Source organism: Nocardia sp. NBC_00881, from assembly GCF_045207455.1.
In the GTDB taxonomy this organism is placed as follows: Bacteria; Actinomycetota; Actinomycetes; order Mycobacteriales; family Mycobacteriaceae; genus Nocardia.
Genome location: NZ_CP108798.1, coordinates 7,797,553 through 7,819,544, shown reverse-complemented (window position 1 = coordinate 7,819,544; position 21,992 = coordinate 7,797,553). Strand labels below are relative to the sequence as shown.

The 21,992-nt window shown below is 65.4% G+C and carries 19 protein-coding genes and 1 pseudogene; 8 read left to right on the top strand and 12 right to left on the bottom strand.

The window, feature by feature from the left end:
• Nucleotides 1-4 precede the first annotated feature (4 nt).
• Nucleotides 5-169 carry a hypothetical protein gene (locus OH799_RS33250; RefSeq protein WP_406272597.1) on the bottom strand — a complete coding sequence of 55 codons (165 nt, stop codon included), beginning with the start codon at nt 167-169 and terminating at the stop codon, nt 5-7.
• A 145-nt stretch (nt 170-314) separates the two neighbouring features.
• Here OH799_RS33250 and OH799_RS33245 point away from each other — a divergent pair, with 145 nt between their 5' ends.
• A complete protein-coding gene (locus tag OH799_RS33245) occupies nt 315-977 on the top strand; it encodes a CatB-related O-acetyltransferase (RefSeq protein WP_406272594.1) in 663 nt (220 codons plus the stop codon).
• A 110-nt stretch (nt 978-1,087) separates the two neighbouring features.
• Here OH799_RS33245 and OH799_RS33240 read toward each other — a convergent pair whose 3' ends face one another.
• Nucleotides 1,088-2,362, bottom strand: a complete 1,275-nt coding sequence (locus tag OH799_RS33240) for a cytochrome P450 (RefSeq protein ID WP_406272591.1) — start codon at nt 2,360-2,362, stop codon at nt 1,088-1,090.
• A gap of 476 nt (nt 2,363-2,838) precedes the next feature.
• Here OH799_RS33240 and OH799_RS33235 point away from each other — a divergent pair, with 476 nt between their 5' ends.
• Entirely contained in the window at nt 2,839-3,801 is a 963-nt protein-coding gene (locus OH799_RS33235) for a DUF389 domain-containing protein (RefSeq protein ID WP_406272588.1), read from the top strand.
• A 117-nt stretch (nt 3,802-3,918) separates the two neighbouring features.
• Here OH799_RS33235 and OH799_RS33230 read toward each other — a convergent pair whose 3' ends face one another.
• Together OH799_RS33230 and OH799_RS33225 are read right to left on the bottom strand one after the other, a co-directional pair.
• Nucleotides 3,919-6,372 carry an FHA domain-containing protein gene (locus OH799_RS33230; RefSeq protein ID WP_406272585.1) on the bottom strand — a complete coding sequence of 818 codons (2,454 nt, stop codon included), beginning with the start codon at nt 6,370-6,372 and terminating at the stop codon, nt 3,919-3,921.
• A gap of 876 nt (nt 6,373-7,248) precedes the next feature.
• The gene (locus tag OH799_RS33225) at nt 7,249-7,800 is read right to left on the bottom strand and encodes a TetR/AcrR family transcriptional regulator (RefSeq protein ID WP_406272582.1); all 552 of its coding nucleotides are present in this window, start codon (nt 7,798-7,800) and stop codon (nt 7,249-7,251) included.
• A 67-nt stretch (nt 7,801-7,867) separates the two neighbouring features.
• Between OH799_RS33225 and OH799_RS33220 the strand changes: the two genes are divergently transcribed.
• Nucleotides 7,868-8,266, top strand: a complete 399-nt coding sequence (locus OH799_RS33220) for a nuclear transport factor 2 family protein (protein ID WP_406272579.1) — start codon at nt 7,868-7,870, stop codon at nt 8,264-8,266.
• 46 nt (nt 8,267-8,312) lie between these two features.
• On the opposite strand, the gene OH799_RS33215 is transcribed toward OH799_RS33220, so the two are convergent.
• On the bottom strand, nt 8,313-8,597 hold the full coding sequence (locus OH799_RS33215) for a hypothetical protein (protein ID WP_406272576.1): 285 nt from the start codon (nt 8,595-8,597) through the stop codon (nt 8,313-8,315).
• 48 nt (nt 8,598-8,645) lie between these two features.
• On the opposite strand from OH799_RS33215, the gene OH799_RS33210 reads away from it, so the two are divergent.
• Nucleotides 8,646-8,771 (top strand): Rv1535 domain-containing protein, encoded by a 126-nt coding sequence (locus OH799_RS33210; RefSeq protein ID WP_357267593.1) that lies wholly within the window; start codon nt 8,646-8,648, stop codon nt 8,769-8,771.
• Nucleotides 8,772-8,869: 98 nt separating this feature from the next.
• On the opposite strand, the pseudogene OH799_RS33205 reads toward OH799_RS33210, so the two are convergent.
• Both OH799_RS33205 and OH799_RS33200 read right to left on the bottom strand, forming a co-directional pair.
• A pseudogene (locus OH799_RS33205) lies at nt 8,870-11,095 on the bottom strand (cation-translocating P-type ATPase); the annotation flags it as partial.
• A 1,991-nt stretch (nt 11,096-13,086) separates the two neighbouring features.
• Entirely contained in the window at nt 13,087-13,515 is a 429-nt protein-coding gene (locus OH799_RS33200; RefSeq protein ID WP_406272573.1) for a hypothetical protein, read from the bottom strand.
• Between the two features lie 157 nt (nt 13,516-13,672).
• On the opposite strand from OH799_RS33200, the gene OH799_RS33195 reads away from it, so the two are divergent.
• Nucleotides 13,673-13,903, top strand: coding sequence for a hypothetical protein (locus OH799_RS33195; RefSeq protein ID WP_406272570.1), 231 nt, complete (start codon nt 13,673-13,675; stop codon nt 13,901-13,903).
• A 540-nt stretch (nt 13,904-14,443) separates the two neighbouring features.
• Nucleotides 14,444-15,643: an IS110 family transposase gene (locus OH799_RS33190; RefSeq protein WP_406272567.1), complete on the top strand. Its 1,200-nt coding sequence runs from the start codon at nt 14,444-14,446 to the stop codon at nt 15,641-15,643.
• 45 nt (nt 15,644-15,688) lie between these two features.
• On the opposite strand, the gene OH799_RS33185 is transcribed toward OH799_RS33190, so the two are convergent.
• Together OH799_RS33185 and OH799_RS33180 are read right to left on the bottom strand one after the other, a co-directional pair.
• The gene (locus OH799_RS33185; RefSeq protein WP_406272564.1) at nt 15,689-16,189 is read right to left on the bottom strand and encodes a hypothetical protein; all 501 of its coding nucleotides are present in this window, start codon (nt 16,187-16,189) and stop codon (nt 15,689-15,691) included.
• 271 nt (nt 16,190-16,460) lie between these two features.
• Nucleotides 16,461-17,309: a helix-turn-helix transcriptional regulator gene (locus OH799_RS33180; RefSeq protein WP_406272561.1), complete on the bottom strand. Its 849-nt coding sequence runs from the start codon at nt 17,307-17,309 to the stop codon at nt 16,461-16,463.
• Between the two features lie 138 nt (nt 17,310-17,447).
• On the opposite strand from OH799_RS33180, the gene OH799_RS33175 reads away from it, so the two are divergent.
• Nucleotides 17,448-18,227, top strand: coding sequence for an NAD(P)H-dependent oxidoreductase (locus OH799_RS33175; RefSeq protein ID WP_406272558.1), 780 nt, complete (start codon nt 17,448-17,450; stop codon nt 18,225-18,227).
• Here the strand turns inward: OH799_RS33175 and OH799_RS33170 are convergent.
• Entirely contained in the window at nt 18,146-18,481 is a 336-nt protein-coding gene (locus tag OH799_RS33170; RefSeq protein WP_406272555.1) for an ATP-binding protein, read from the bottom strand. The two genes, OH799_RS33175 and OH799_RS33170, sit on opposite strands and share 82 nt — an antisense overlap.
• A gap of 615 nt (nt 18,482-19,096) precedes the next feature.
• Between OH799_RS33170 and OH799_RS33165 the strand changes: the two genes are divergently transcribed.
• A complete protein-coding gene (locus tag OH799_RS33165; protein ID WP_406272553.1) occupies nt 19,097-20,500 on the top strand; it encodes a pentapeptide repeat-containing protein in 1,404 nt (467 codons plus the stop codon).
• 328 nt (nt 20,501-20,828) lie between these two features.
• Here the strand turns inward: OH799_RS33165 and OH799_RS33160 are convergent, their stop codons facing one another.
• Together OH799_RS33160 and OH799_RS33155 are read right to left on the bottom strand one after the other, a co-directional pair.
• Nucleotides 20,829-21,077, bottom strand: coding sequence for a hypothetical protein (locus OH799_RS33160; RefSeq protein WP_406272550.1), 249 nt, complete (start codon nt 21,075-21,077; stop codon nt 20,829-20,831).
• A 77-nt stretch (nt 21,078-21,154) separates the two neighbouring features.
• Nucleotides 21,155-21,526, bottom strand: coding sequence for a hypothetical protein (locus OH799_RS33155; RefSeq protein WP_406272547.1), 372 nt, complete (start codon nt 21,524-21,526; stop codon nt 21,155-21,157).
• Nucleotides 21,527-21,992 lie beyond the last annotated feature (466 nt).

The following is a 21,992-nucleotide window of genomic DNA, read 5'->3' as shown; positions in this document are numbered from 1 at the left end:
TGTATCAAGCTGTCTCGATGTCTTTCTTCAAACGGAGGTCCGACTCGATGACGAACGTCGTCGGCTTGGCGCTGAGCTGCTGGATCTTCTTTACCGACAAAGCTGACTCGGCCTGATCCGTGATGTCGAGGTGGACAGCGGCATCGAAAGCTTCTGGATTGTGTGTCATGGGGACACTCCTCTCGGGGGTCAGATGATGATAAGAACTCCGTGCCCCACCCACAAGGCCGATTACCAACGGCTGCGTCCGCAGCCGCCGCACGTGTCCACCCATTCACGCACACGAGGTAGGGACCGTCAGAATAATGGGCGGCATGTCGGTACCGGACCCTCGCCAACTGCACCCCTCCACTCGTCCCGATCTGACCAACGTGGTCTTTCTCGTCAACCAGGTCGATTCCGAGTTCATCGAGGTCGGTGACTACACCTACTTCGACGACGAGGGATCCGGCGTCCCATTCCAGACAGCGAACGTCCTCTACAACTACGGCCCGCAGCGCCTGATCATCGGCCGGTTCTCCGCGATCGCACCGCGGGCGACCTTCCTCATGCCCGCGGGCAATCACCCCATGATCGGGCCGTCGACCTATCCCTTCACCATGTTCGGCGGCGCCTGGGCGGAGAACACCCTCGACACCTTCCTCTCCATCCCGCCGGTGCCGAACACCGTCATCGGCAACGACGTGTGGATCGGCCGCGAGGCGACGATCATGCCCGGCATCACCCTCGGCGACGGCGCGGTCGTCGCCGCACACTCGGTTGTCACCAAAGACGTGGCGCCCTACGCGATCGTCGCGGGCAATCCGGCCCGACCCATCCGCGCCCGCTTCGAGCCGGAAGACGTCGAACTGCTGCTGCAAGCCCGATGGTGGGACTGGCCGATCGAGCTGATCACCGAACACGCCGCCACCATCATGGGCGGCACGCCCACCGACATCGCGCGCATTGCCGAGGAACGGTCTCGGTGGCCCCTCTGATCGCCGACTGTGGCCGGAGGGCAAGCATGCCGCTGGTCATTCGCGTCGAGTTCAGCGGAAGGGGCGCTCGGTTGGGACCGAAAGATCAATCGGCTCCATCGGTCGGGCTCCTACATGATGTTCAACGGAGGGGACTCGGGAAAGACAACCGGCAATGCCGTCATAGCCCGATGGAAAGGGCCCGGTCGCCACACCAGCTCCTCAGGCGGCACAGCCAGCCGCATTTCAGGGAGAGCGTCGAGTAGTTGATCGATGGCATCCTGCACGACCAGGTACGCCACGGACTTGGCCGGGCAGGCATGCGGCCCCGTACTCCACGCCAGATGCGAGCGATTACCGGTGCGGTCCCCACCACGGATCGCGGGGTCGTTGTTGCATCCGGCGAGACTGATGAGCACCGGCTGGTGCGCAGGCAACCAGGTGTTGTCGATCAGCATCGGTTGCCGTGGGTAGGTTGCGCAAAAGTTGGCCAACGGCGGGTCGTTGAACAGCACTTCATCGAGCGCGTCGCGGGTCGACAGACTTCCACCGAGCACATCGCCGCCGAACCGCTCGTCGGTCAGCATCAGCAACAGGGTGTTGGCGATCAGATTCTGCTGCGGTTCGATACCCGCACCGTAGAAGCTGATCAGCTGAGAAAGCATCTCCGTGTCATCGAGGTCGGCCGGATGATGAGCAAGCCGCGACGTGACGTCGTCCGCGGGCTCCGCGCGTCGCAGCTGAATCAACTCCGTCAGCGCCTCGCTGAGCATCTCCATGCCACGGGCAGCCTCGACGGTATCGAAGAGCGCGGCCATGCCGGTCGCGACGCGCTGCCCCAGTTCCGCCGAGCAGCCGACCATTTGGTTGAGGACCTCGAAGACGAGCGGAAACGCGTACTGGGACACCAAGTCCGCCGTACCGTCCGCACAGAAGCTGTTGATCAGGGGAATCGCGATCTTCTCGACCGTGGAATGAAAGGCGTGCAGGTCGATTCCGTCGATGCTGGCGGTGTACGTCTGCCGATAGCGAGCATGCGCGTCTCCGCTGTTGCGCAGCGCATTCGGGTGCCACTCCAGCATCGGCTTGATGGGTGAGTCGTCGGGAATGTTCTGCTGCCATCGGCGTGGATCGGCAGGAAAGTGCTCGGGATCGTTGAGGATTCGCAACGCGGTGCGGTACCCGATCACCAAGGTCGCGGGCACATTCGGAGCCAATTCCATCGGAGCCAGCGAGCCGTACTGTCTGCGCATGTCACGGTAGCCGCTATGCGGATCAGCGGCGAACTTCCGGCTACGCAGACAGACTTGAGGGGTGTCAGTATTGATAGGTGATCCGTGCTGGACAGGGCAGGTTTCGGGCGCGGTGGTGTGCGGTGTGGAAGTTGGGGACTGTGCTGCGGTCATAGACGTGCCTCCAGAGGATGGAACAGGAATCCGGCCAGGTGATAGGTGAGCGCAGGCGCATGCCTGGTGTCACACGCGTCGAACGGTCATAGGTATGTCAGGTCGCATGTGGAGCGCGTTGCGGCGACCGTTGAATGGCAACGTAGTCAGCTCCGATTCGGCTCGATTCAGCATCGTATCCGCACCGGCGGCTCGAGGTGGATGCCGTTGGTGTCGACCGTCGCCACTATGTCTCCGAAAGGGTTTGCCGTTGTTGTGAATCACGGTAGATCGCGCGCGCCGGTCGAACCTATGGTCGGAAACGACATATTCAGTACTGAATGCGACATGGATATTGCACCCTGGGCTTCGGTGTGGGGGTGATGGGAAGGTATGCCGGGTTGTCGCATGCTGACGATGATTTGGCTACAGCCGGTGCTCAGATTGTTGCGCCGCGTCGCGGCGCGATATGCGGCGGTGCGCGGCACACTATCGGGGTGCTACACCTGCGGATGCTGGCTCCGGCCGAGATAACCGATGACGTGATCCGAATTCTCGAACAAGACGATGCCGTCAGTGGCCTCGCAGTCATGCGGGGCGCCGCCTTGCAGCCCAGCGGTGACGTGGTGCTGGCCGACGTGGCGCGGGAGGCGGCGAATGACGTGATCGAGCGGTTGCGCGCGATCGGACTGCACCGTACGGGCAGCATCGAGATCGAGCAGGTGCGTACCTGGCTGTCGCGCAGCGGATTCGATTGCGAGGTGCGCACGCCGGGCAGCAGTGCGGACGCCGTGGTCTGGGCCGATGTCGCCCAGCGCTCGTATGAGGAAACCGAGCTGAACTGGACCTACCTCAGCTTTATGACCTTCGCTACGGTGATCGCCGCGATCGCGATCGTGTTGGATTCCCAGATTCTGGTCATCGGGGCAATGGTCCTCGGTCCGGAATTCGGGGCAATCGCCGCGCTCGGAGTCGCCTTGGTACGCCGCCGATTCGTCTTGCTCTGGCTCGCCGTGCGCACGCTGCTGCTCGGCTTCGCCACCGCCATCGCCATCACCTTCACACTCGCCTTGCTTGGGCGCGCACTGGGCTGGATCACCGTGGATGCCGTGACCGGCCCGCGCCCCGGGACGGCCTTCATCTACACCCCCGACAAGTGGTCGTTCATTGTCGCCGTCGTCGCGGCCGCCGCCGGAGTACTCGCGCTGACCTCGGCCAAGGCCGGAGGAATGGCCGGCGTTTTCATCTCGGTGACCACGGTGCCCGCCGCGGGCAATATCGCACTCGGCGCTGCCTTCGGTGTCGGGCCGGCGATCTGGGGCAGCACCCTGCAACTCGTGGTGAACCTGTCTGGAATGGCGCTGGCAGGCTGGGCCACCTTGGCAGTACAGCAGGCGGTGTGGTCGCGCGTGTCGGTACGCCGCGCCAAGGCGATGGGCAAACCTCGTCGGATGCTGTAGCCACCACGCGGTCGGCGAGAGTCGCAGGCGGATTCGCTGATGCTTCAAGCCCTCCCCAAGCTCGTTGGCCTGAGGAAACCAATCAGCCGACGAGCCGGCGGCTCGCATCGCTGGGCGTCAAAGCCTCGCGCGGCGGGCACCGCGGCGCCGTGGCCGCAGCTGGTACAGGCGGTACCAGGCCAACGCGAGGAAGGCGGCGCCTAGGCCGGCGACGGCTCCCATGTCGACCAGCCAGGTGCCGAGGCTGTGTTCCCACAGCGGGTCGGGTCCGCCCGTGTGCGGTGAAAGGGTATCGAGGTCGAGGGTGGCGGCTCCCGCGCCGTATCCCCAACGGGACGGCGACAGGTAGGACAGTTGCTCCAGGCCGGGTGTGCCGGGGAGCCGGACCAGCCCACCCGTGAGCACCAGCTGCGCCATCGACAGCACAATCAGCAGCGGCAGTGTCTTCTCCGAGGTGTTCACCGACACCGACACCAGCAAGCCCAGTGCCAGCGAGGTGATGCCGAGCATCGACATCGCCAGGATCAGCTCCAGCTCGACCGCCGTGAAAATCCCCTTCGGCGGCATACTCACACCAATGGTGCCGATCAAGACCAACACCGCCGCCTGAAGGGTGGTGATCACACCCAGGACCAGCAGTTTCGACATCAGATAGACCCCCGCTGACAGGCCTGCGGCGCGTTCTCTTCGGTAGATCGTCTGCTCCTTGACGATCTCGCGAATCGCGTTGCCGGTGCCCACGAAGCATGCACCGAATGCCAAAATCATGAGCTTGGTCGGGGCATCGGTGTTGGTTCCCGGCGTCCCGGTGAACCCGTCGCCCGACGGCACCGCAGCGATCAAGCCACCCAGCAGCAGCGGCATCACGCCGAGGAGCGCCAAATAACTTCGGTCCGAGGCAATCACCGCCAGATAGCGCCGGCACAACGTACTCAGCTGGCTGAGCTTGGACTGCTGCGCGGGCGGCGGCGCCGGTGGACGCACTTCTTCTGGACCGACATCATCGGTCAGTCCGACCGCCACGTAGTTCTGGAAGCGTGGCGAAGACCGGAACTCACCGGCCCAATCGCGGTCGTCCTCGCGCTCGAACGCCTGGAACACCTCAGCCCAGGTGCGTTGGGCGAACTGCTGCAGCCCCTCCCCCGGCGGCCCGTAATAGGCCAGCCGACCGCCAGGCACCAGGACCAGCAGGCGGTCGCAGTAATCCAGATTCGCCACGCTGTGCGTAACGACGATGACGGTCCGCCCGTCGTGCGCCAGTTCGGACAGCATTTCCATGACCGTTTTGTCCAGGCCCGGATCGAGGCCGGAGGTTGGTTCGTCGAGAAACAACAGGGACGGTTTGGTCAGCAACTCCAGTGCAACGCTCACGCGTTTGCGCTGCCCGCCCGAAAGCCTATCGATGCGGGTATCGGCGTGCCGCGCCAAGCCGAGCTCATCGAGGACCTCGTCGACCCGTTGCTCGCGCTCCTCACTGCGCGTGTCACCGGGGAAGCGCAGTTCCGCCGCGTAGAGCAGCGCGCGCCGCGTCGGAAGCTGGTTGTGCAGGATGTCCTCCTGCGGGACCAGCCCGATCCGATGCCGGAGCTCGTCGTAATTGGCGTACAGGTCGCGTCCGTCGTAGCGGACCGTCCCCTCTGTCGCGGGCCGTAATCCGGTGACGGCGCCGAGCAGCGTCGACTTGCCCGCGCCGCTGGGTCCGATGACCCCGACGAGCGAGCGCTGCGGGATGGGGAAGCCCAGCCCGTCGAGGAGCACCTTGCCCTCGGGTGTCCGCACGGTGAGGTTCTGCACCGAGACCGACACGTCCCCGGTGTCGACCGACTCGCGCAGCTCATCGCCGACGAGCCGGAACGTCGTGTGCCCCATGCCGATCAAGTCGGACTCGGATAGGTCCGCCGCGTCCACCCGGGAGCCGTTGACGTAGGTGCCGTTGTGGCTGCCGAGGTCGACGATCCGGTACTTGCCCGCACCGATCTTGTGCAGCTCGGCGTGATGGCGGGAGAGCATGAGGTCGAGCGCGACAACGTCGTTGTCGGCGGCGCGTCCGATCCGAAGCGTGTCCGATGTGATCGGGACGACCCCGCTGGGGCGGCCCACCGGATGTGACGGTCGCGCCACTGGCCGGGGCATGCTCGGGTAGGACTTCGTGACCGTTGCTTCATCGTCGAGGTCGTAGCCGGGATCGGGGACGACCATCGTGTCTCCACCGGTATCGCCACCAGGCTCGCGGCCGGATGGGGCTTCCACCGAGCAGGCCAACTGCTCACCGTCCACGGCGTGCCCGAGCTGGAATGTCTCCTCTCGGTCGATCACCATCCGGTCGACACGGTGGCCGGCGAAAAAGGTGCCGTTGAGGCTGCCGATGTCCTCTATTTCCCAACCATCCGCACCCCGCTCCAGAACTGCGTGCAACGAAGATACACGCGGATCGGTCACAACAATGTCGGCTGCCGGATCGCGACCGACATTATATGCGCTCCCAGCGCGAAGCCGATAGACGCGTTCCCTCGTCTGCACCACAAGAATCGGCGCCACAAGGAATTCCGTGGAGGACGGTTCACCGGCCATAACGCGAGTATACGACTGTGTCGCACTGTCGCCGCAATAGTCGGTCACCCCGCGATTCCGGCGCGGTGTCCACCGCCTCGAGCCTCATGCTCTCCAGCGTGCCATCCGAGGTGGAACCAGCCTGACCAGCACAAACCATCCCGACAAGCAGAATGCCGACCACATCCTGACCCGTGGAACCCAGTGAACACGCCCACTCCGCGAAGGAAATCACGGTCGAATTCTCAATCCGAACCGGATCGTGCCGGAAAGTACTTCGAGCTGCGGTATTCGGATTTCTAAAGGTTGAAAATGAATCCGCTCCTTGATGATTGCCCGGAAGTCTTCTAGGCATCATTCGAACAGCCGCGATCTTTGTTTCGCAGACCTTCGATTATGTCGGCTCGTTGCTCGGTGTGCGCTCCTGCCCATCATGATCATCATCGGAACCGACGACCCGACAGATCACCCGCCGGACATCACCGACCACGACGGAGGGTTCGAGCACTCGCCGAATCGGCGGAGTCGCCATCGCCGCGTCCATATACTCCAGTGGTGACCATCGGATTTCGACGGCGTAGCCGCGACCTTCGACGTGACCGAACACATCAGGGCAGCGAACCCCAGCGGTATTTCCACCTCAGCGTCGGCGGCGCCAGCGACCTCAGTTCGTCATGCACTCGATTTTGAGCCGGTAGCACAGGAACGTCTCGTGTGCGGACTCGGCAGCCTCCGAGTTCGGTTCCGCTGCACTACCTTTGCCGTGTCTCACCGACTTTGCATCAGTGTGACGAAGCGCAAGCGATCTGCCACTTCGGCAGGATTCCTGTCACACCCTCATGCCGATGCGAATGCGTTGCGGTCGGGCGCATTTCAATCCTCGGCTGCATCAGCCGTTCAGGCTGCCAAGCCGGTGCGCAGCAGCGCGACCAGGCGGCGTGCGTATTCGGCGTCGGTGGCAAGGGCCGCGCCACTGGCCAGCGCCAACACGTCAGTCACGGTGACGTCCGGCCGCAGCGCCGGTCGGGCGCGCTGCACCAGGTCGCTGGCGGTGGCGGTGATCGACGCATGCCACTCCTCGAACCGTGTCGTCCGGCGGCCGCCGGGGCCCTCGGTCGCGGCCAATGCGAGCGGACGCTTCGTCGCGACGTGCACGACGAACTTGTCGAGCCAGTGGAAAAGCGCGTCGAGCGGCGACGCCGCGTCGATCAGCTCCGCGCCGCAGCGGCACAGGGCTGCCACCTCGTCGGCGTACACGGCGACGAGTAGGTCCGCGCGGGTCGGGAAGTGGCGGTACAGCGTGGCGTTGCCGACGCCGGCGCGCCGTGCGACCTCGTCGAGGGCAACCTCGTTTCCCTCCTCGGCCATGAGCTCTCGAGCAGTGGCGAGCAGACGGGCGGTATTGCGCGATGCGTCGGACCTGGGCCCACGCTTGCCATTCGGGGACATCCCCAGTTACGGTACCTGTACGTAAGTGGGGATGTCCCCGCCTAAGCGCTGAAGGGTTGCCGCCACCATGTTGACCGCTGAAGACCGGTTCGCCATCACGGACTTGATCAACTTGCACGGGCATATGACGGACCGCGGCGATTTCGACGAGTTGCACGCGGTGTTCGCCGAGGAGGTCACATACGACGTGAGCGCCCTGGGCGGCGGCATCCTTGTCGGGCTGACCGCCTACCGGGAGGCCGCCCTGGCGTTAGGCGACGCCCACCCGGTAGCCCACCACGTCACGAACATCGTGCTCGACGAAGCTCCGGACGGAACAGTCCGCGCTGCGTCCAAGGGTCTCGGCGTCATGCGGGATGGGTCCGTCGGTAGCGTCACCTACGACGACAGCATTGAGCGGACCGTCGCAGGCTGGAAAATCACGCGCCGGGTCGTCCGACCCCGCCGGGCGCCGCTGCGACCGTAACGGGCAGCGGCGAGTGCTTTCCGGTCGATAGTCACCCGCCGTTCACCTACGCCTCTTCGAGGGCTTCGCCGATTTGGTGGGCGACGCGATTGTGCTGATCCTGCACCAACCAATGACCGGCCGCGAGGACCAGCGCCACGGGCCATTCGATGATCTCCGCCGCGGCCAGCGCGCCGAGTGCACCGTAGTACGCCAACTGCTCGGGCCTAGGGATGCGGACCCGACCGACCATCGGGACGTCCACCGCGAAACCCTGCGCAGCCAGCACCCGATCGACGGCGTTTCGGTGAGTGGTAGGCAATTCTTCGGCCACTTGTTGCCTCCCCGTCATGGTGTATTCGACAATTCGACGCCTGAGGTCCGCAGGCTGTCTTTCGTGATGAGAACTGGTGTAGGCGTCTCCTCGGATCCGTTGACAGGCGCGCTGACGCAGGTGCTGACCGTGCCGTTGCGCGAGTTGTACGCGGTGCTGTGGCGCCTGGGGGTCATCGAGATCGTCGGCTGATCATCCCGTTGCTGCCCGCCCGCGGCGAACAGGCGCGGAGCGATAGCGGCGACGGCGGTCGCGACGGCGGCCGTCGACAACGCCTGCCACCAGCCGACCGGACCCAGCGGCGTGCTGCCGACCAGTTGACTCACTCCCGGCGTGCTGATCAGCACGCCGAGTACCAACAGTGAGCCGGCCGCGGTGCCGACCACCAGCGGGCTGTGCGAGTCGATGAGGGTTTGTCCCAACTGCGTCGCGACCAACGCCACCAGCGCCACCGTCGACGCGCGGCGCCGCCGGCCCGTGAAGCTCGCCAACACCCACGCGGCTGTCGCGGCGGAGGCGGTCGTCGCACCGCGCACCGCCACGGTCCGCCACAACGCGGCTCGGTCAGGCCCCCGGCCGGTATAACGCAGCTCGGCCCTCGGCGGGCTGACGGCAAGGGCCGCGGCCGGCAGCGCATCGGTGAGGATGTTGACCAGCAGAAATTGGCGGGTGTTCAGCGGTGCCCGGCCGGTGAGCGCGGTGCCGGCGATCGCAAAAGCCACCTCGCCCGCGTTGCCACCGAGCAGCACGGCCACGGCCGCCTGCACTCGCCGCCACAGTTGCCGACCTTCGTCCAAGGCGTCCAGCAGCGAACGGATCTGCCCGTCGAGCAACATGACGTCCGCGGCGGTGCGGGCCGGGTCGCTGCCGCGCGCGGCCACGCCGATGCCGACGGTTGCGGTGCGGATGGCCGCCGCGTCGTTGGAGCCGTCGCCGACCATGGCGCACACGTGACCCAGCCGCTGGATTGTCTCGACGATCTGCACCTTGTGCTCTGGTGACATCCGGGCGAACACCCGCCGGCTCTGCACTGCCTGCTCCTGTTTGCGCCGGGACAGCGCCTCCCATTCGGGTCCACTGATCACCTGATCGTCGTCGACGGGCATGCCAACGGCGGCGGCGATCGCGGTGGCCGTCACGGGGTGGTCGCCGGTGATCAGCCGCACCCCGATGCCGCGGTCGACCAGCTCGGCCAGCACCTCGGTCGCGCCTTCGCGCGGCGTGTCCGAAAGACCCAGCAAGCCGGCGAACCGCAGTCCATCGCTGCACAATTCGGCCAAGGCGTCGGCGTCGTCGCGTACCGATCGGACCTGTGACGCCGAAAGCTGCTGTGTGGCGACGGCAATTACCCGCAGCCCGTCGGCGGCCATCTTGCGCACCTGCCGCCATACCGCCTCGTCGGCGTCCGCGCACGCCGCGAGCACCACCTCCGGCGCCCCTTTGATCGATAACTGTTCGCCGCACACGGATGCCGAGAACGGGCGACCCGACCGGAACGGCAAATGCGCCGACGACTCGCCGCGGTCCAGGTGTCTCCCGGCCTCGGCGACCGCGCTGTCGGTTGCGTGTTCGTGCGGCCCACCGTTGGCGAGCGGTGTGGCACGGACGGCGTGGATGAGCACATCGTCGTCTGACAATCCGGTCGCGGCATGCACCCTGGTCACCCGCAGCCGGTTCTCGCTGAGCGTTCCGGTCTTGTCGAAGCACACCACGTCGACACGGCCGAGCGCCTCGACCGATCGCGGACTACGCACCAGCGCGCCGGCGCGGGTGAGTCGCCGCGCCGACGCCTGCTGAGCCAGCGTCGCGACCAGCGGCAGCCCCTCGGGAACAGCGGCCACGCTGACGGCCACACCGCTGCTGACGGCCTGCCGCAGACCGGTGCGCCGCAGCAGCCCGAGCGCGGTGACCAATCCTCCGCCGACAAGGCTGAACGGCCACGCCTTGTTCGTCAGATGTTTGAGCTGGGTCTGCAGGCCGACGGCCGAGCCGTCCGCGTGCGGGGTCGCGGCGGCACGGCGCGCCTGCGTCCGCTCACCGACGTCGGTGACGATCGCGACCGCGGTGCCCGCGACCACTGTCGTGGTGGCGAACAACAAGCAAGCCCGCTCGGCGACGGGCGCGGCTGGTGTGGCGTCGACCTGCTTGGGCACCGGCAGCGACTCCCCGGTCAATGACGACTCGTCGACTTCCACGTCGAGCACGTGGGTGAGCCGCGCGTCGGCGGGCACCACTTCACCTGGCCGCACCTCGATGACGTCACCGGGGCGCAGGTCGGCGGCATCAACCGTCGCGTAGCGATCGGCGCCGACCAGCTTGCGAGCCGGTGGGTCCTGCGCGGCCAGCAGTCGCCGCAGCAGCCGTTCGGCCCGGATCCGCTGGGTCGCCGCCAGGGCGGCGTTCCCGGCGAGGACCGATCCGACCAGGATCGCGTCGACCGGCGAGCCCAGCACCGCGCTGGCCGCCGACCCCACCGCCAACACCGGGATCAACGGGTCGGACAGTTCCTCGCGCATCGCGCCGGCGAAATCCCACATCGCCCGGCGCACCGGATCGACGACCGAGCGCGCGGGGCGGGCAGCGGATGCCAGTCGCGAGCGCTTGGGCGCTTGGGCGGATTGCGGCGGCTGCAGCACACGAGACACCTGTTCCACAGACATGGCGTGCCACTCGTGCACGCTCGCGGCAGGCGGCGGTGGCGCCCTCAGCGCTCCGCTGGCGAGCCGGTATCCCGTCCATACGCCGACGGCGGCCCCTGCGGTGACCGGGCCCGAGCCGCGGCCACGCACCCCGGGGATCATCAGGAGCGTACCCAAAATTGAAGCGCCGGTGGCGATTTCCACGCCGCGTTCACTGGCTCGACGGGCCGCCGGTAGGGCGTGCACAATCCGCCACACACTGTCCAGGTCGTCGACGAGCACGTCGGCGTGCCACGGCGGCGGGCCGTCTGCGGCGATGCCGATCGCGACGTCGGAGTCGGCTAGTGCCTGTGCCGCGGAACTCGACACCATCGCCACGGTGTGGCCCTCCCGCTGCAACCGGTGCACCGTACGGGCGAGCGCTTCGTCGAGGGACCCGTTCATCGGATCGAGGTCGTCGAACAACGAACGCAGGTCGTCGATCGTGTCGACGTCGACCGACACCAGCTCGGCGCCGCTGCGGCGCACTTCGCCGAGCACCGCCGACGCCAGTGGGTGATGCGCGTAGCGCACCAGCACCGCGCTGCGCCTGTCATCTCCGGACAGCGACCGTGTCACCGGCTGCCACCCGAGTTGCAATGCACCGCAGTCCAATTGGTCCTGTGCCCACTCCCATACCACCGCCCGCTCGTGCTCGGGCACGTCGCGGATGCGCGCAACCCGCAGTTCGTCGCAGCACAATGCCCGAGGGTCGAGCACCACGGCGTCGACCCGGTCGAGGCGCCGGAACACCCCGGGCCGCAAGGGCAGGGCGCCGTGTCGGTCGGCCAGGCCGCGGGCGAGTGTCGCGGCGAACGACTCGCGGCTGGCGCGGGCCGCTTTAGGGGCGGCGACCACGACGGCGGTGGCGGCGGCGTCGAGGGCGCCGGTGAGAATGCCGATCGCCGGTGCGGCAGCCGCCTGGGCCAGTCCACTGCGGTCTCCGTGGCGCTCAACCGGTCCCGGCGGCAGCGGTCCTGGTCGGTCACCAGGCCGGATACCGTCGATACACGTCGCGTGCGCCGCGAGTCCCGGTTCGCGGCGTTGCCAGATGGTGGCCGCGGCGCGGGTCTCGGCGGCCTTCGCGAGGTGGATGAACATGTCGACGCCCAGCGACGCCGGCAATTGGGTGACGGTGTACACGGCGGCCGCGGCAAGCGCGATCGCGGTATCGGCGGCGTTGGCGCCGAGGCGCTGTTCGACGGCGCGACGCAGCCTCGGCTGGTGATCGACGAGCGCGACAACGGCGTTGAGGCCTACCGGCAGCCCCCGCAGACCGACGACGCGGCCGGCCAGTGCGACACCGAGCCCGGCGGCGTTCATCGCCGCCGAGACCATGCTGCCGGCCAGCACGATGCCGTCGGCGGGCAGGTCGACCGGCAGGTGACCGGAATCGGGGCGCCGATTTTCGGCAGCGGCCACCACGCCACACAGCTCGTCGATGGTTGTCGTTTCGTCGACCTCCGCGATGACGCGCGACAGCGGATAGTTGAGGGTCGCCGAGATCACACCGCGATGCCCGCGGAGGGCGGCGAGTACCGCGGGACCCACATCGCGGTCCGGTTCGCGCTCGGAGAGGCCGCGCACTTCGATCCAGCAGCGGTCGTCGCCGCGCCACCGGCGCCGGGCCGGCTTGCCGCCGAGCAGTTCCGTCGCGGCCTCGGTGATCGCCTCGACCACGCGGCCGGCGGGCATCATGCGCATCGGCAAGGTCGCGAGGTCCACGCCCGCTGCGGTGACGGCCGCAGCCGACCGCACACCCGTGTCGAGGGCGCGCAGAGGCATCGACACGGAGGTCCGTATCAGTCGGCTCAGGTCCACGTCGACGGCTAACGCTTGCTCGGAGAGCGCTTCGACGGCGCCGTGCTCTTACGCGCAGGGGTCGCGCCTCCGTCGCCTCGGCGGGGCGCTCGGTCGCCTTCCGAATGCCGCTCGAGTTGTTCCGGACGACCGGGAGCGTTGGGCGCCGAGTGACTGCCCGAACGCTGACTGAGCTGCCGGACCACCAGGGCGGTGCCTCCGACGCCCAGCAGCACAGGCCAGTCCACCAGACCCACGGCGCCGATCGCCACCAATGTCAGCGCGGCCGCCGGAGTCGAGTGACTACCTCTGCTCAGCCCGCTCTTCACGCCGGCCGCGGCACCCTGCATGCCGCCGATCACGCCGTTCACCGCGGCCCCACCCACAGCCCCGGCCGCGGCCGTCGTAGCATCGGCCGTCCAGGTAATCACGTCTACCGCGCCTTCGGAAATGTTCATTACCCCTCCGTCGCGTTCACCATTCGGACACCAACTAGCAAACCGGAGTTTACTCCGGAGACAGAGTCATGTCGTTCGGAGCGCCGAAGACGTGCCCGCCAACTTGCCGAACTCTCGCCGGCACCGCCCCGAAGGCCGCACCACACAAAATGCAGGCATGTCGCTACATAATCGCGACACCGACCTGCCGCTGGAGGAACTGGTTTGCGATCCGCCGCTCGGCGATATAGCTCCGGTCGGCCAGCTCTTGGTAATGATGCAGACCGGGTTGGCCAACTTGTGGCAATCGTCCAGGCGCGAGCGCAGAATGGTCGCGGGGACCTGGTCGACGGCGCCGATCCGGAATCCCATGTGCACCAGGGTGATCGTGTACATGCCCGCGCCGTAGCCGAGGTCCGGCGCGATGCGTGGCGTTCTCGGACCGCGCTGGCATTGACACATGCGGCGAAACACGGTCAGAGACCAGACTCGACGGGATCCGCAGCGACAGGGCAAGCGCTTCAGTTGTGTGCATCGGCAGGTAGAGATGGTGCAGTCGGCTCCGGGTTACGATGCCGCGCAACCATTTCTGCATCAACGCTCGTTGCCGTCGCTGTGGAACAGCCCGCCGAAGCTCTCCGGCGTTACCTATCCTCGGCGCTCCAACGCAGTCATCGTCTCGAACCGCACGAGCCGTAACCGCTCATTGGGGCACCATCCCTTCTGCAGCCCGAACAGATAGGGTTGTTGTCTCTCGGTTCCGGTGGGTGCATGGCCCGCATCGCGTGCCACTAGATGGCCAGCATGAGTATTGCCAGCCCCACCGGGCCGAGGGCCGCAGACCGGCATCAGGGACATGCCCCGCGCACGCAGAGGGCCGATCAATGAGCTTCCGGCGACGGCCCTCGCTTCCGGAGAGGCAGCGCATCGACCTCGAAGGAGATTGTTGGTGTTCGCTGGCTGGGACTGGGGCACTGTTGCCCACGACGTGACCGTGATCGACGATGCCGGCGGCAAAGTCGAGAGGTTCGCGCCGCCACACACCGAAGACGGCATCGCGCGGGCATTGGCTCGCCTGGCCACTCACGGTGATCCCGGCACGCTGCCGGTAGCGATCGAAACCACCCGCGGGCTGGTCGTGGACCGGTTGCTGGCCGCCGGGCACCCGGTAATCCCGGTCCATCCCAACGCTTTTCACGCTGCCCGTCCCCGCTGGGGTGCTGCCCGCGCCAAGAACGACCCAGGCGATTCGTTCAAACTGGCCGACTACATCCGCACCGATATCCACCGGCTGCCGACCCTGGCCCCCACGCTGGCGCAGACCTTGGAACTGCAGGCGCTGACCCGCCAGCGCGGCGATCACCTGGGCTTGCGGATCGCCGCGGTCAACCAGCTCTCCGCCCTGCTGGACGCGCATTGGCCCGGCGGCAGAACAATCTTCGCCAACCTGCACTCGCCGATCGCATTGGCATTCCTGGATCGCTATCCCAACCCCGAGTCGGCCGCCTCGCTCACCGCTGCCCGTCTCGAGGCGTTCTGCCGTCGGCGCAGCTACAGCGGTCGACGCTGCGGCGCTGAGTTGCTGGCCCGGCTGCGGGACGCACCGACCTCGGCCAGCCGCCTCGGCCAACCGATCATCGCGCAACTCATCCGCGCACAGGTCGCGGCCGTTCGGTCGCTGCAGACCAGCCTCGACCAGCTCGACACCGTGATCGCCGAAGCCGCCACGGCCCACCCGTATGCCCGGCTGCTGGCTGACCTGCCGCGCATCGGCGTGCTCAACCTGGCCCAAATCATCGGTGAGATCGGCCCAATCCTGGAGCGCGCCAACAGTTTCGACCAGCTCGCCGCCGAAACCGGTCTCGCACCGGTCACCAGGGCCTCCGGCAAGACCCACACCGTCGCGTTCCGCCACGCCACCAACCACCACGCCCGCCAAGCCCTGGTCACCTGGATCGACAACAGCCGCAGAGCCAGCGACTGGGCCGACCAGCGCTACACCGCCGCCCGCCAACGCGGCCAACGACACCCCCACGCCATCCGAACCCTCGGACGAGCCTGGCTGCGCATCATCTGGGCCTGCTGGCGCACCAAAACCGCCTACGACCCCGGCAAGCATCAACCAGGTCAACGACCGATCGCCGCGTAGGGGTTGACTCAGGGAACTCATGCGGGGTCATCAGAACCTTTGCCATCACGCCGCCTCCCGCGCTGCCTGATCCCAGTCGATGACAACGCGTTCCGGCACCCAGCCGCGGTGCAGGTCGAACACCTTCGACACCACACGCACGCGACACCGCCGGTTGATCCTCCCTACGATGCTGAGAGCGTCACCCAGGTCGTCACACTCGTCGAAGTCCGCGGCTGCGTCACTGCCGGGGAACCGCAGCTCAACCACATGCCGGACCTGTCCCGCCAGCGTGTCCCGGTACGCCGACTGCCGCGCCCGCGACCGTTTGCCGGTGGCGGCGACCCAAGCCTCGACCTCACGCTCGGGCACAATCCCGGCGGGGCCTTCTATACACTTCGGGGAGGTGTGGACGCTGTCGGACATTACCGCGAACCAGCTGAGCGCATCCTCGAGGCTGTCGTGTTCTTCCACTTCCAAGTCACTCCACCCGTACGTCCACACGAGGTAAATGCCTGCAGGGCCGGTGGATTCGCTGCCGTCAAGACGGATCGTGTACGCGTTCATACTGCTCGTTCTCCAGTGTCGGGTACCCACTAGACACGATCATGGGGTTCGACTGGTTCATCGACGGTGTCCACGATGACGGGACCACCCTGATTCAGATTCAGTTGCTGCCGCAGGCCGCGGGATAATGGGGGCGGCAGCGGCAGCGGACTCGTGGCCGCATCGCGCGCAGTGCCGACCCCTACCGCCAGCTAGCTGCGTGCCATGTTCGGTGACCTCGAAGTGGCCTGATCAGCGAGCCCGTTCCCAGCGGTGGGTGGGCGTCGTCGAATTACTCGCGGACCTGAGCGTTCACTGTGGGATGCGCGTCACCGCTGTCCGCGCCCAGACCCGCGAGCAGGCGCAGCCCGTCCTCGGCGGGGCTGCCGGGGGCCGCAGACAGCACCAGCAGTTCCATGCCTGACTCGTCCGGTAGTGCGAAGTTCTCCTGGTGCAGTTCCAGCAGTCCGACAAGCGGGTGCCGGTACGCCTTGCGTCCATGTGCGCGGGCGCGCACGTCCGCGCGGGCCCAGAGGCGGCGGAAGCGCTCGCTGCCCATCGCCAGCTCGCCGATTAGCGAGGCCAGACGGGGATCCTCGGGGTATTTGCCGGCGGCCAGGCGCAGGTGCCCCACCACGTCGAGGGTGCATTTCTCCCAGTCCGCGTAAAGACCGCGCTCGGCCTCCTCGAGGAAGATGTGCCGGGCGGTGTTCAGGCCCGGCATCGGCCGGCCATAGAGGAGCCCGGCGAGGCGGTTCCCGGCGAGCACGTCCAGTCGGTGGTCCATGATCAGGGCAGGTGCGTCGGCGACCAGGTCGAGGACGCGCAGCATCTCTGGCCGGACCCGCCCGCCCGGCACCTTCGCGTGGCGGCGGCGCTGCCGGGCGAGCCGACAGAGGTGCCCGCGTTCGGTCTCGTCGAGGCCGAGGACGCGGGCGAGCGCGTCGAGGACCTGCTCGGAGGGCTGGGTCGCGCGGCCCTGCTCCAGGCGGACGTAGTAGTCGACGCTGACTCCGGACAGGTGCGCGACCTCTTCGCGACGCAGCCCTTCGACCCGGCGGTGCCTGTCGGTGGGGATGCCGACGGCCGCCGGGTCGACCCGGGAACGCCGGGTCCGCAGGAAGCCCCCAAGATCGTCCATGCCCCCAGTATGACCTCGGTGGCGCCGGTGAAGGTGGTCCTGCCGTTACCAGGAAGTCCCGTCCGATGGAAGAGGCGCCCCTGAACGCCGGGCGCCGCGGCGCCCAGGATCGAAGGCACCCGATCCGAAGGAGTTCCTATGAAGACGCTGATCGTCTACGCCCACCCGGAGCCGAAGTCGCTCAACAGCTCGCTGAAGGACCTCGCGGTGTCCACATTGGAGACCGCCGGGCACGAGGTACGGGTGAGCGATCTGTATGCCATGAACTGGAAGGCGGTCGTAGACGCCGCGGACTACGGCCCCGACGCCTCGAGTCCGCTGAAGGTCGCCCTGGACTCGGGCCGGGCCTTCGACGCTGGGACGCTCACCCCGGACGTCCTCGCCGAGCAGGAGAAGCTGCTGTGGGCCGACACGATCATCTTCCAGTTCCCGCTGTGGTGGTACACGATGCCCGCGATACTCAAAGGCTGGGTGGACCGGGTGTTCACCTACCACTTCGCGTACGGCGTGGGCGAGCACAGCGACACCAGGTACGGCGAGCGCTTCGGCGAAGGCACCCTCGCGGGCAGGAAGGCTCTGCTGTCGGTGACCGCCGGCGGCCCGGAGTCGCATTACGCCGATCGCGGTATCAACGGCCCCATCGACGATCTGCTGTTCCCGATCCACCATGGCATCCTCTACTACCCAGGCATCGAGGTGCTGCCGCCGTTCGTGCTGTACGGCGTCGACCGGATGACCGGTGAGGACTACCCCGACCTCGCCAAGGCCTGGGAGCAGCGCCTGCTCACCCTGGAATCGACCGAGCCGATCGCGTTCCGGCGGCAGAACTTCGGTGACTACGAGATCCCCTCGCTGCACCTGAAGGAGGGACTGGAGCCCGCGGGCCGCACGGGTTTCGGGCTGCACGTGCGCGGCTGACCGCCCGCCTCGTAGCGAGAAGCGACGAGGCTGAAAGACAGGTTCGCTGCGTCATGGTCGAGCGGAATGTAGCCGACCTCGTCGACGATGATCAGTTTGTAGCGCCGGATTCTCAGCTCGGTATCGATTGGCCCATCTGATGTGCGGCTGCCAGCCGGGCATTCGGTGTCGAACAACACCGAAAGCCCGGCCTGAGCCGCTTCGACTCCGAGCCCGATCAGCAGCCTGCGAGAATCCCGGAAAACCCGGATCAACTCGTCTCTTGACCCGACGATCTCGGCTGGTCAGATAGCGTTTGTGGGGCGGGCGGGGCTCGAACCCGCGACCAATGGATTATGAGATCAAACACTCCGAACACTGTCCTGACCAGGAAATATGCGGGTCAGTCACCAGCGAATGAACAAAATACATTGCTGTCGGACAGCTAAGCTGGCGATCTTGATTGCCTCACGACGACACCGGACTCACTCCCAGTATCTCGCACCACCGTAGGACCAGATCAGGCTCCCTTTGCGAGACAGCATCCTTGTACCGTGAACTGTTCGTGACGAGTATCGATTTGTTGGAGGGCCAACTCATCAGGTGTAGGCGATCACCAGAGGCATGCCGTGCAATGTATCAACCCCGACCGGCGGTGTCCGGACAGTACTGGCAAGGCACACTGACGGACCCGAGCGTCAACTCTGTCCATATAGACGCATAGGCTCCAAACCTACCGGCGGGGCTGCTGCACCGGGGGAGATGGTAGACATCTTGCTATGAAGGGGAAATCGCTTCTGAGGCAACATGTTTGGACAGGTATGCTTCGCCGAAGCATACCTATACTCGCAGTATGCGTTCTAACACTCGCGACCGCGTGGGTTGGTTTGATGCTGCCCAGGACAGTCGACTTCTGGAAGATCGCCGCCCAGCCCCTAGCGACTGCCTTTGCGGGGGTCGGAGCAATCACTGCAGGTGCGTTAGCCTATCTGAACGGTCATCGCACCCGAAAACAAGACCATCTCCTCCACGAGAGCAAAGAGTTGCGCGCCCAGGAGCTCGCACTCCGGGAACGCTACATAACAATTGCTGGTCAACTCGCCGATGCTTCCCATGCTATTCGACTTGCCGCCGTCTACTCCCTTTCATCCCTCGCCGATAACTGGAACGGATTCGGAAATACTGCCGAAAGCCAGGCATGCATCGATCTTTTAAAAGCCTACCTCAGGGTTCCGATTGAAGATTTACCAAAACCAACCAAAGAAGATCAAGCCGAACGCGAACTCCGACAGATAATAGTGCATACTATCGCAACTCGTCGAAAATTGCCGATCGACGATCAGAGATCCTGGGCTTTATCTGATACAAACTTGCCAGGCGCTTCGCTACGTGGATGCAAACTCGATGGTATTGATCTGACCGGCGTGAATCTACGAGGCGCCGATCTCAGAAATGCGTCACTGTATCAAGCGAATTTGACTGATACGTCACTAGAAGCAACGCGTTTGGAGAAGGCGAAATTTTCAAGCGCAGATCTGTCTCGATGTAATCTAACGTTCGCATGGGCGAACGGAGCTTTCTTCACGGGAGCCAAAGGGCCAGGAGCGAAATTCACTCACGGAAGATTGCAAGGTGCCGTACTCTATGACTGCAACTTGATAGACGCCAATTTCGATGCCGTGGAGATGCAGGGAGCCTTGCTTGCAGGTGCGGTCCTCCGAGGCGCCAGCTTTGTCGGCGCAGATGCTGCCAAAGCCCACTTCCAACGAGCCGACCTCACGTCGGCTGAACTTTGGATGGCCAGAATGGAAGACGTCGATCTGAGTCATGCGAATCTAGTTGAAGCAAAGTGTTCGAATGCCAAGTTGGCCGGATCCAATTTGCAGCACACCGATTTCTCCGACGCAGATCTGACGGGCAGCGATCTACGCAACGCAAGATTATTCGGAGCTATTCTTCATCGCTCGAACATGTCGAATGCTGATGCTCGGGGGGCCTTATTTTTGAATGCTGACCTGAATTCAGCGAACCTGTGCGGAACAGATCTAACCGGAGCCATGATTCACACCGCGAAACTTTCCAAAGAAACGGTCGATCAACTCTTACATCTGCGCGTTCAGCTTGAATTGGTCGAGAACCAGAAGCCAGACGGACATTCTGACGCAATGATAACCGTGCGGAGTATGCCCGATATCCAGGGAGTCGTTTTCTCACCCGAGACGAAATGGCCAATTGGGGGAATTTATTTCCCAACCAACGACGATAGAAGCAGAAGCAAACCTCCCATCCTCTGACTCTATGTAGATTCGAATCCGACGGAGGTCACACTGTGGCCAGCGCGAATGCACCGCGATCCCTGGATGCCAGATATGTGCCGTATGGCGGGATTTTCAGTGCCCATTTCGCGGCGCTACGCAGCCGATTCGCCAGACCCGCTAGGCGGCGATCTCATCGGGCGCTGCCGACTCGGCCCACGCCCCCAGGGTCGCGGGTCGAACGTCACATCGCAATCAGCACACTTGACGAGCATGGAACCTCCTCGCCATATTGGACCATCGGCCACTGACAACCTCGGCGTAGCGCAGGCCAGACGCCCAGCACCCGCCCCGCTGAATCGGCTACTCAGCCCCAGGGTGTCGACTCGAAGCCCGCAGCCTTCATATCGCGCTTGGCCTCTTCCATGTAGGAATCGACCTGCTGCTTCAACATGTCCATGAAGCTCATCGCGTCCCGCTCCGCGTCGGGGGCCTCGTAGCGCTGCCGACCACACTCCTCGCGGAAATCATTGATGAAGGTGTTCAGCTCGTCAGCAGCGGCCTTCAGCGCCACGGGTTTCGCGAACGGCTCAGTGGTAGTGCGGAACACGGTCAAAACCGCTGTACACAGCCTCGTTCCGCTCGCCACAAGTTTGTCCGAACCCACCATCTTCAGCCGATTGAACGGTGTCGTTATACGCTTCGTCGCCTCTGCTTGTTGGCTGCTTCATCCAGCTTTCCGGCGGCATTGGGGTCTGGTTTCCCTGTCCCGGTGATGAAGGCGTCTCGCAAGGCGTTGAACATGCCCTTCGTGTCGATCGCGTTCATCAATACGTCGCTGCATTCAGCTGCTAACCCAGTAGCGGCATCGAAGACCGTCTGTTGCTCGCGTAGCTGATCCTCGCGGACCTCCTTGCGGTTAAGCACCGAGTGCTCTTGGTCAGCCTTGCGCTTGTCGCTCGCTCGGAGAGACCACCCCGCGATGACGGGTCCGACGACACCGGCTCCAAACAGGGCTCCCCACCCAAATCCAGGTTGGGTGAAGAAGTCAGACACGGGGCTCATGCTGGGGAGCATAGAGGCCGTCGCCGACAGACTCGGCAGTCTCTATGCCCAGCCCACTTCTGGTGTACCGCCAGCGTCCCTACAGTGTCCCTAAACGGGCAGATACGAGCGGGATGGGGCAACATGCCCCCAGTGTCGAGACAGCAGATGAGCTGCTGCCCGATCCGCAATTGTCGCCAGGCGGCGTTCTCATCGGTAGATCCCGATTCGAGATCAACGTTGACCGATGGCTACTGCACCACACCCGGACCTGGGACGGGACCCAACCCTCACCCTTCCAGAAGCTATCGATGCCCATGCACCAACACGCCCCGTTTCGTCTTGACGCATAGGCATCAACTCGACCTCGGCTGACTCACGAGAATTCCGGCCGGTGGGTTGGTGCAAGCAGCCCATTTTGGCGCCCGTAGGCCAGGTAAACGCAGTCGTCGCATACGACACGGTTACGGCCGCCGGGGTCGTAGAT

Bases quoted from the DNA above. Each gene is read 5' to 3' on its own strand.
- OH799_RS33175 (WP_406272558.1), top strand. From the start codon at position 17,448: ATGAAGACGCTGATCGTCTACGCCCACCCGGAGCCGAAGTCGCTCAAC.
- OH799_RS33210 (WP_357267593.1), top strand. From the start codon at position 8,646: ATGAGAACTGGTGTAGGCGTCTCCTCGGATCCGTTGACAGGCGCGCTG.
- OH799_RS33155 (WP_406272547.1), bottom strand. From the start codon at position 21,526: ATGAGCCCCGTGTCTGACTTCTTCACCCAACCTGGATTTGGGTGGGGA.
- OH799_RS33250 (WP_406272597.1), bottom strand. From the start codon at position 169: ATGACACACAATCCAGAAGCTTTCGATGCCGCTGTCCACCTCGACATC.
- OH799_RS33200 (WP_406272573.1), bottom strand. From the start codon at position 13,515: ATGAACATTTCCGAAGGCGCGGTAGACGTGATTACCTGGACGGCCGAT.
- OH799_RS33195 (WP_406272570.1), top strand. From the start codon at position 13,673: ATGTCGCTACATAATCGCGACACCGACCTGCCGCTGGAGGAACTGGTT.
- OH799_RS33230 (WP_406272585.1), bottom strand. From the start codon at position 6,372: ATGGCCGGTGAACCGTCCTCCACGGAATTCCTTGTGGCGCCGATTCTT.
- OH799_RS33165 (WP_406272553.1), top strand. From the start codon at position 19,097: ATGCTGCCCAGGACAGTCGACTTCTGGAAGATCGCCGCCCAGCCCCTA.
- OH799_RS33225 (WP_406272582.1), bottom strand. From the start codon at position 7,800: ATGTCCCCGAATGGCAAGCGTGGGCCCAGGTCCGACGCATCGCGCAAT.
- OH799_RS33245 (WP_406272594.1), top strand. From the start codon at position 315: ATGTCGGTACCGGACCCTCGCCAACTGCACCCCTCCACTCGTCCCGAT.
- OH799_RS33220 (WP_406272579.1), top strand. From the start codon at position 7,868: ATGTTGACCGCTGAAGACCGGTTCGCCATCACGGACTTGATCAACTTG.
- OH799_RS33180 (WP_406272561.1), bottom strand. From the start codon at position 17,309: ATGGACGATCTTGGGGGCTTCCTGCGGACCCGGCGTTCCCGGGTCGAC.
- OH799_RS33215 (WP_406272576.1), bottom strand. From the start codon at position 8,597: ATGACGGGGAGGCAACAAGTGGCCGAAGAATTGCCTACCACTCACCGA.
- OH799_RS33185 (WP_406272564.1), bottom strand. From the start codon at position 16,189: ATGAACGCGTACACGATCCGTCTTGACGGCAGCGAATCCACCGGCCCT.
- OH799_RS33240 (WP_406272591.1), bottom strand. From the start codon at position 2,362: ATGACCGCAGCACAGTCCCCAACTTCCACACCGCACACCACCGCGCCC.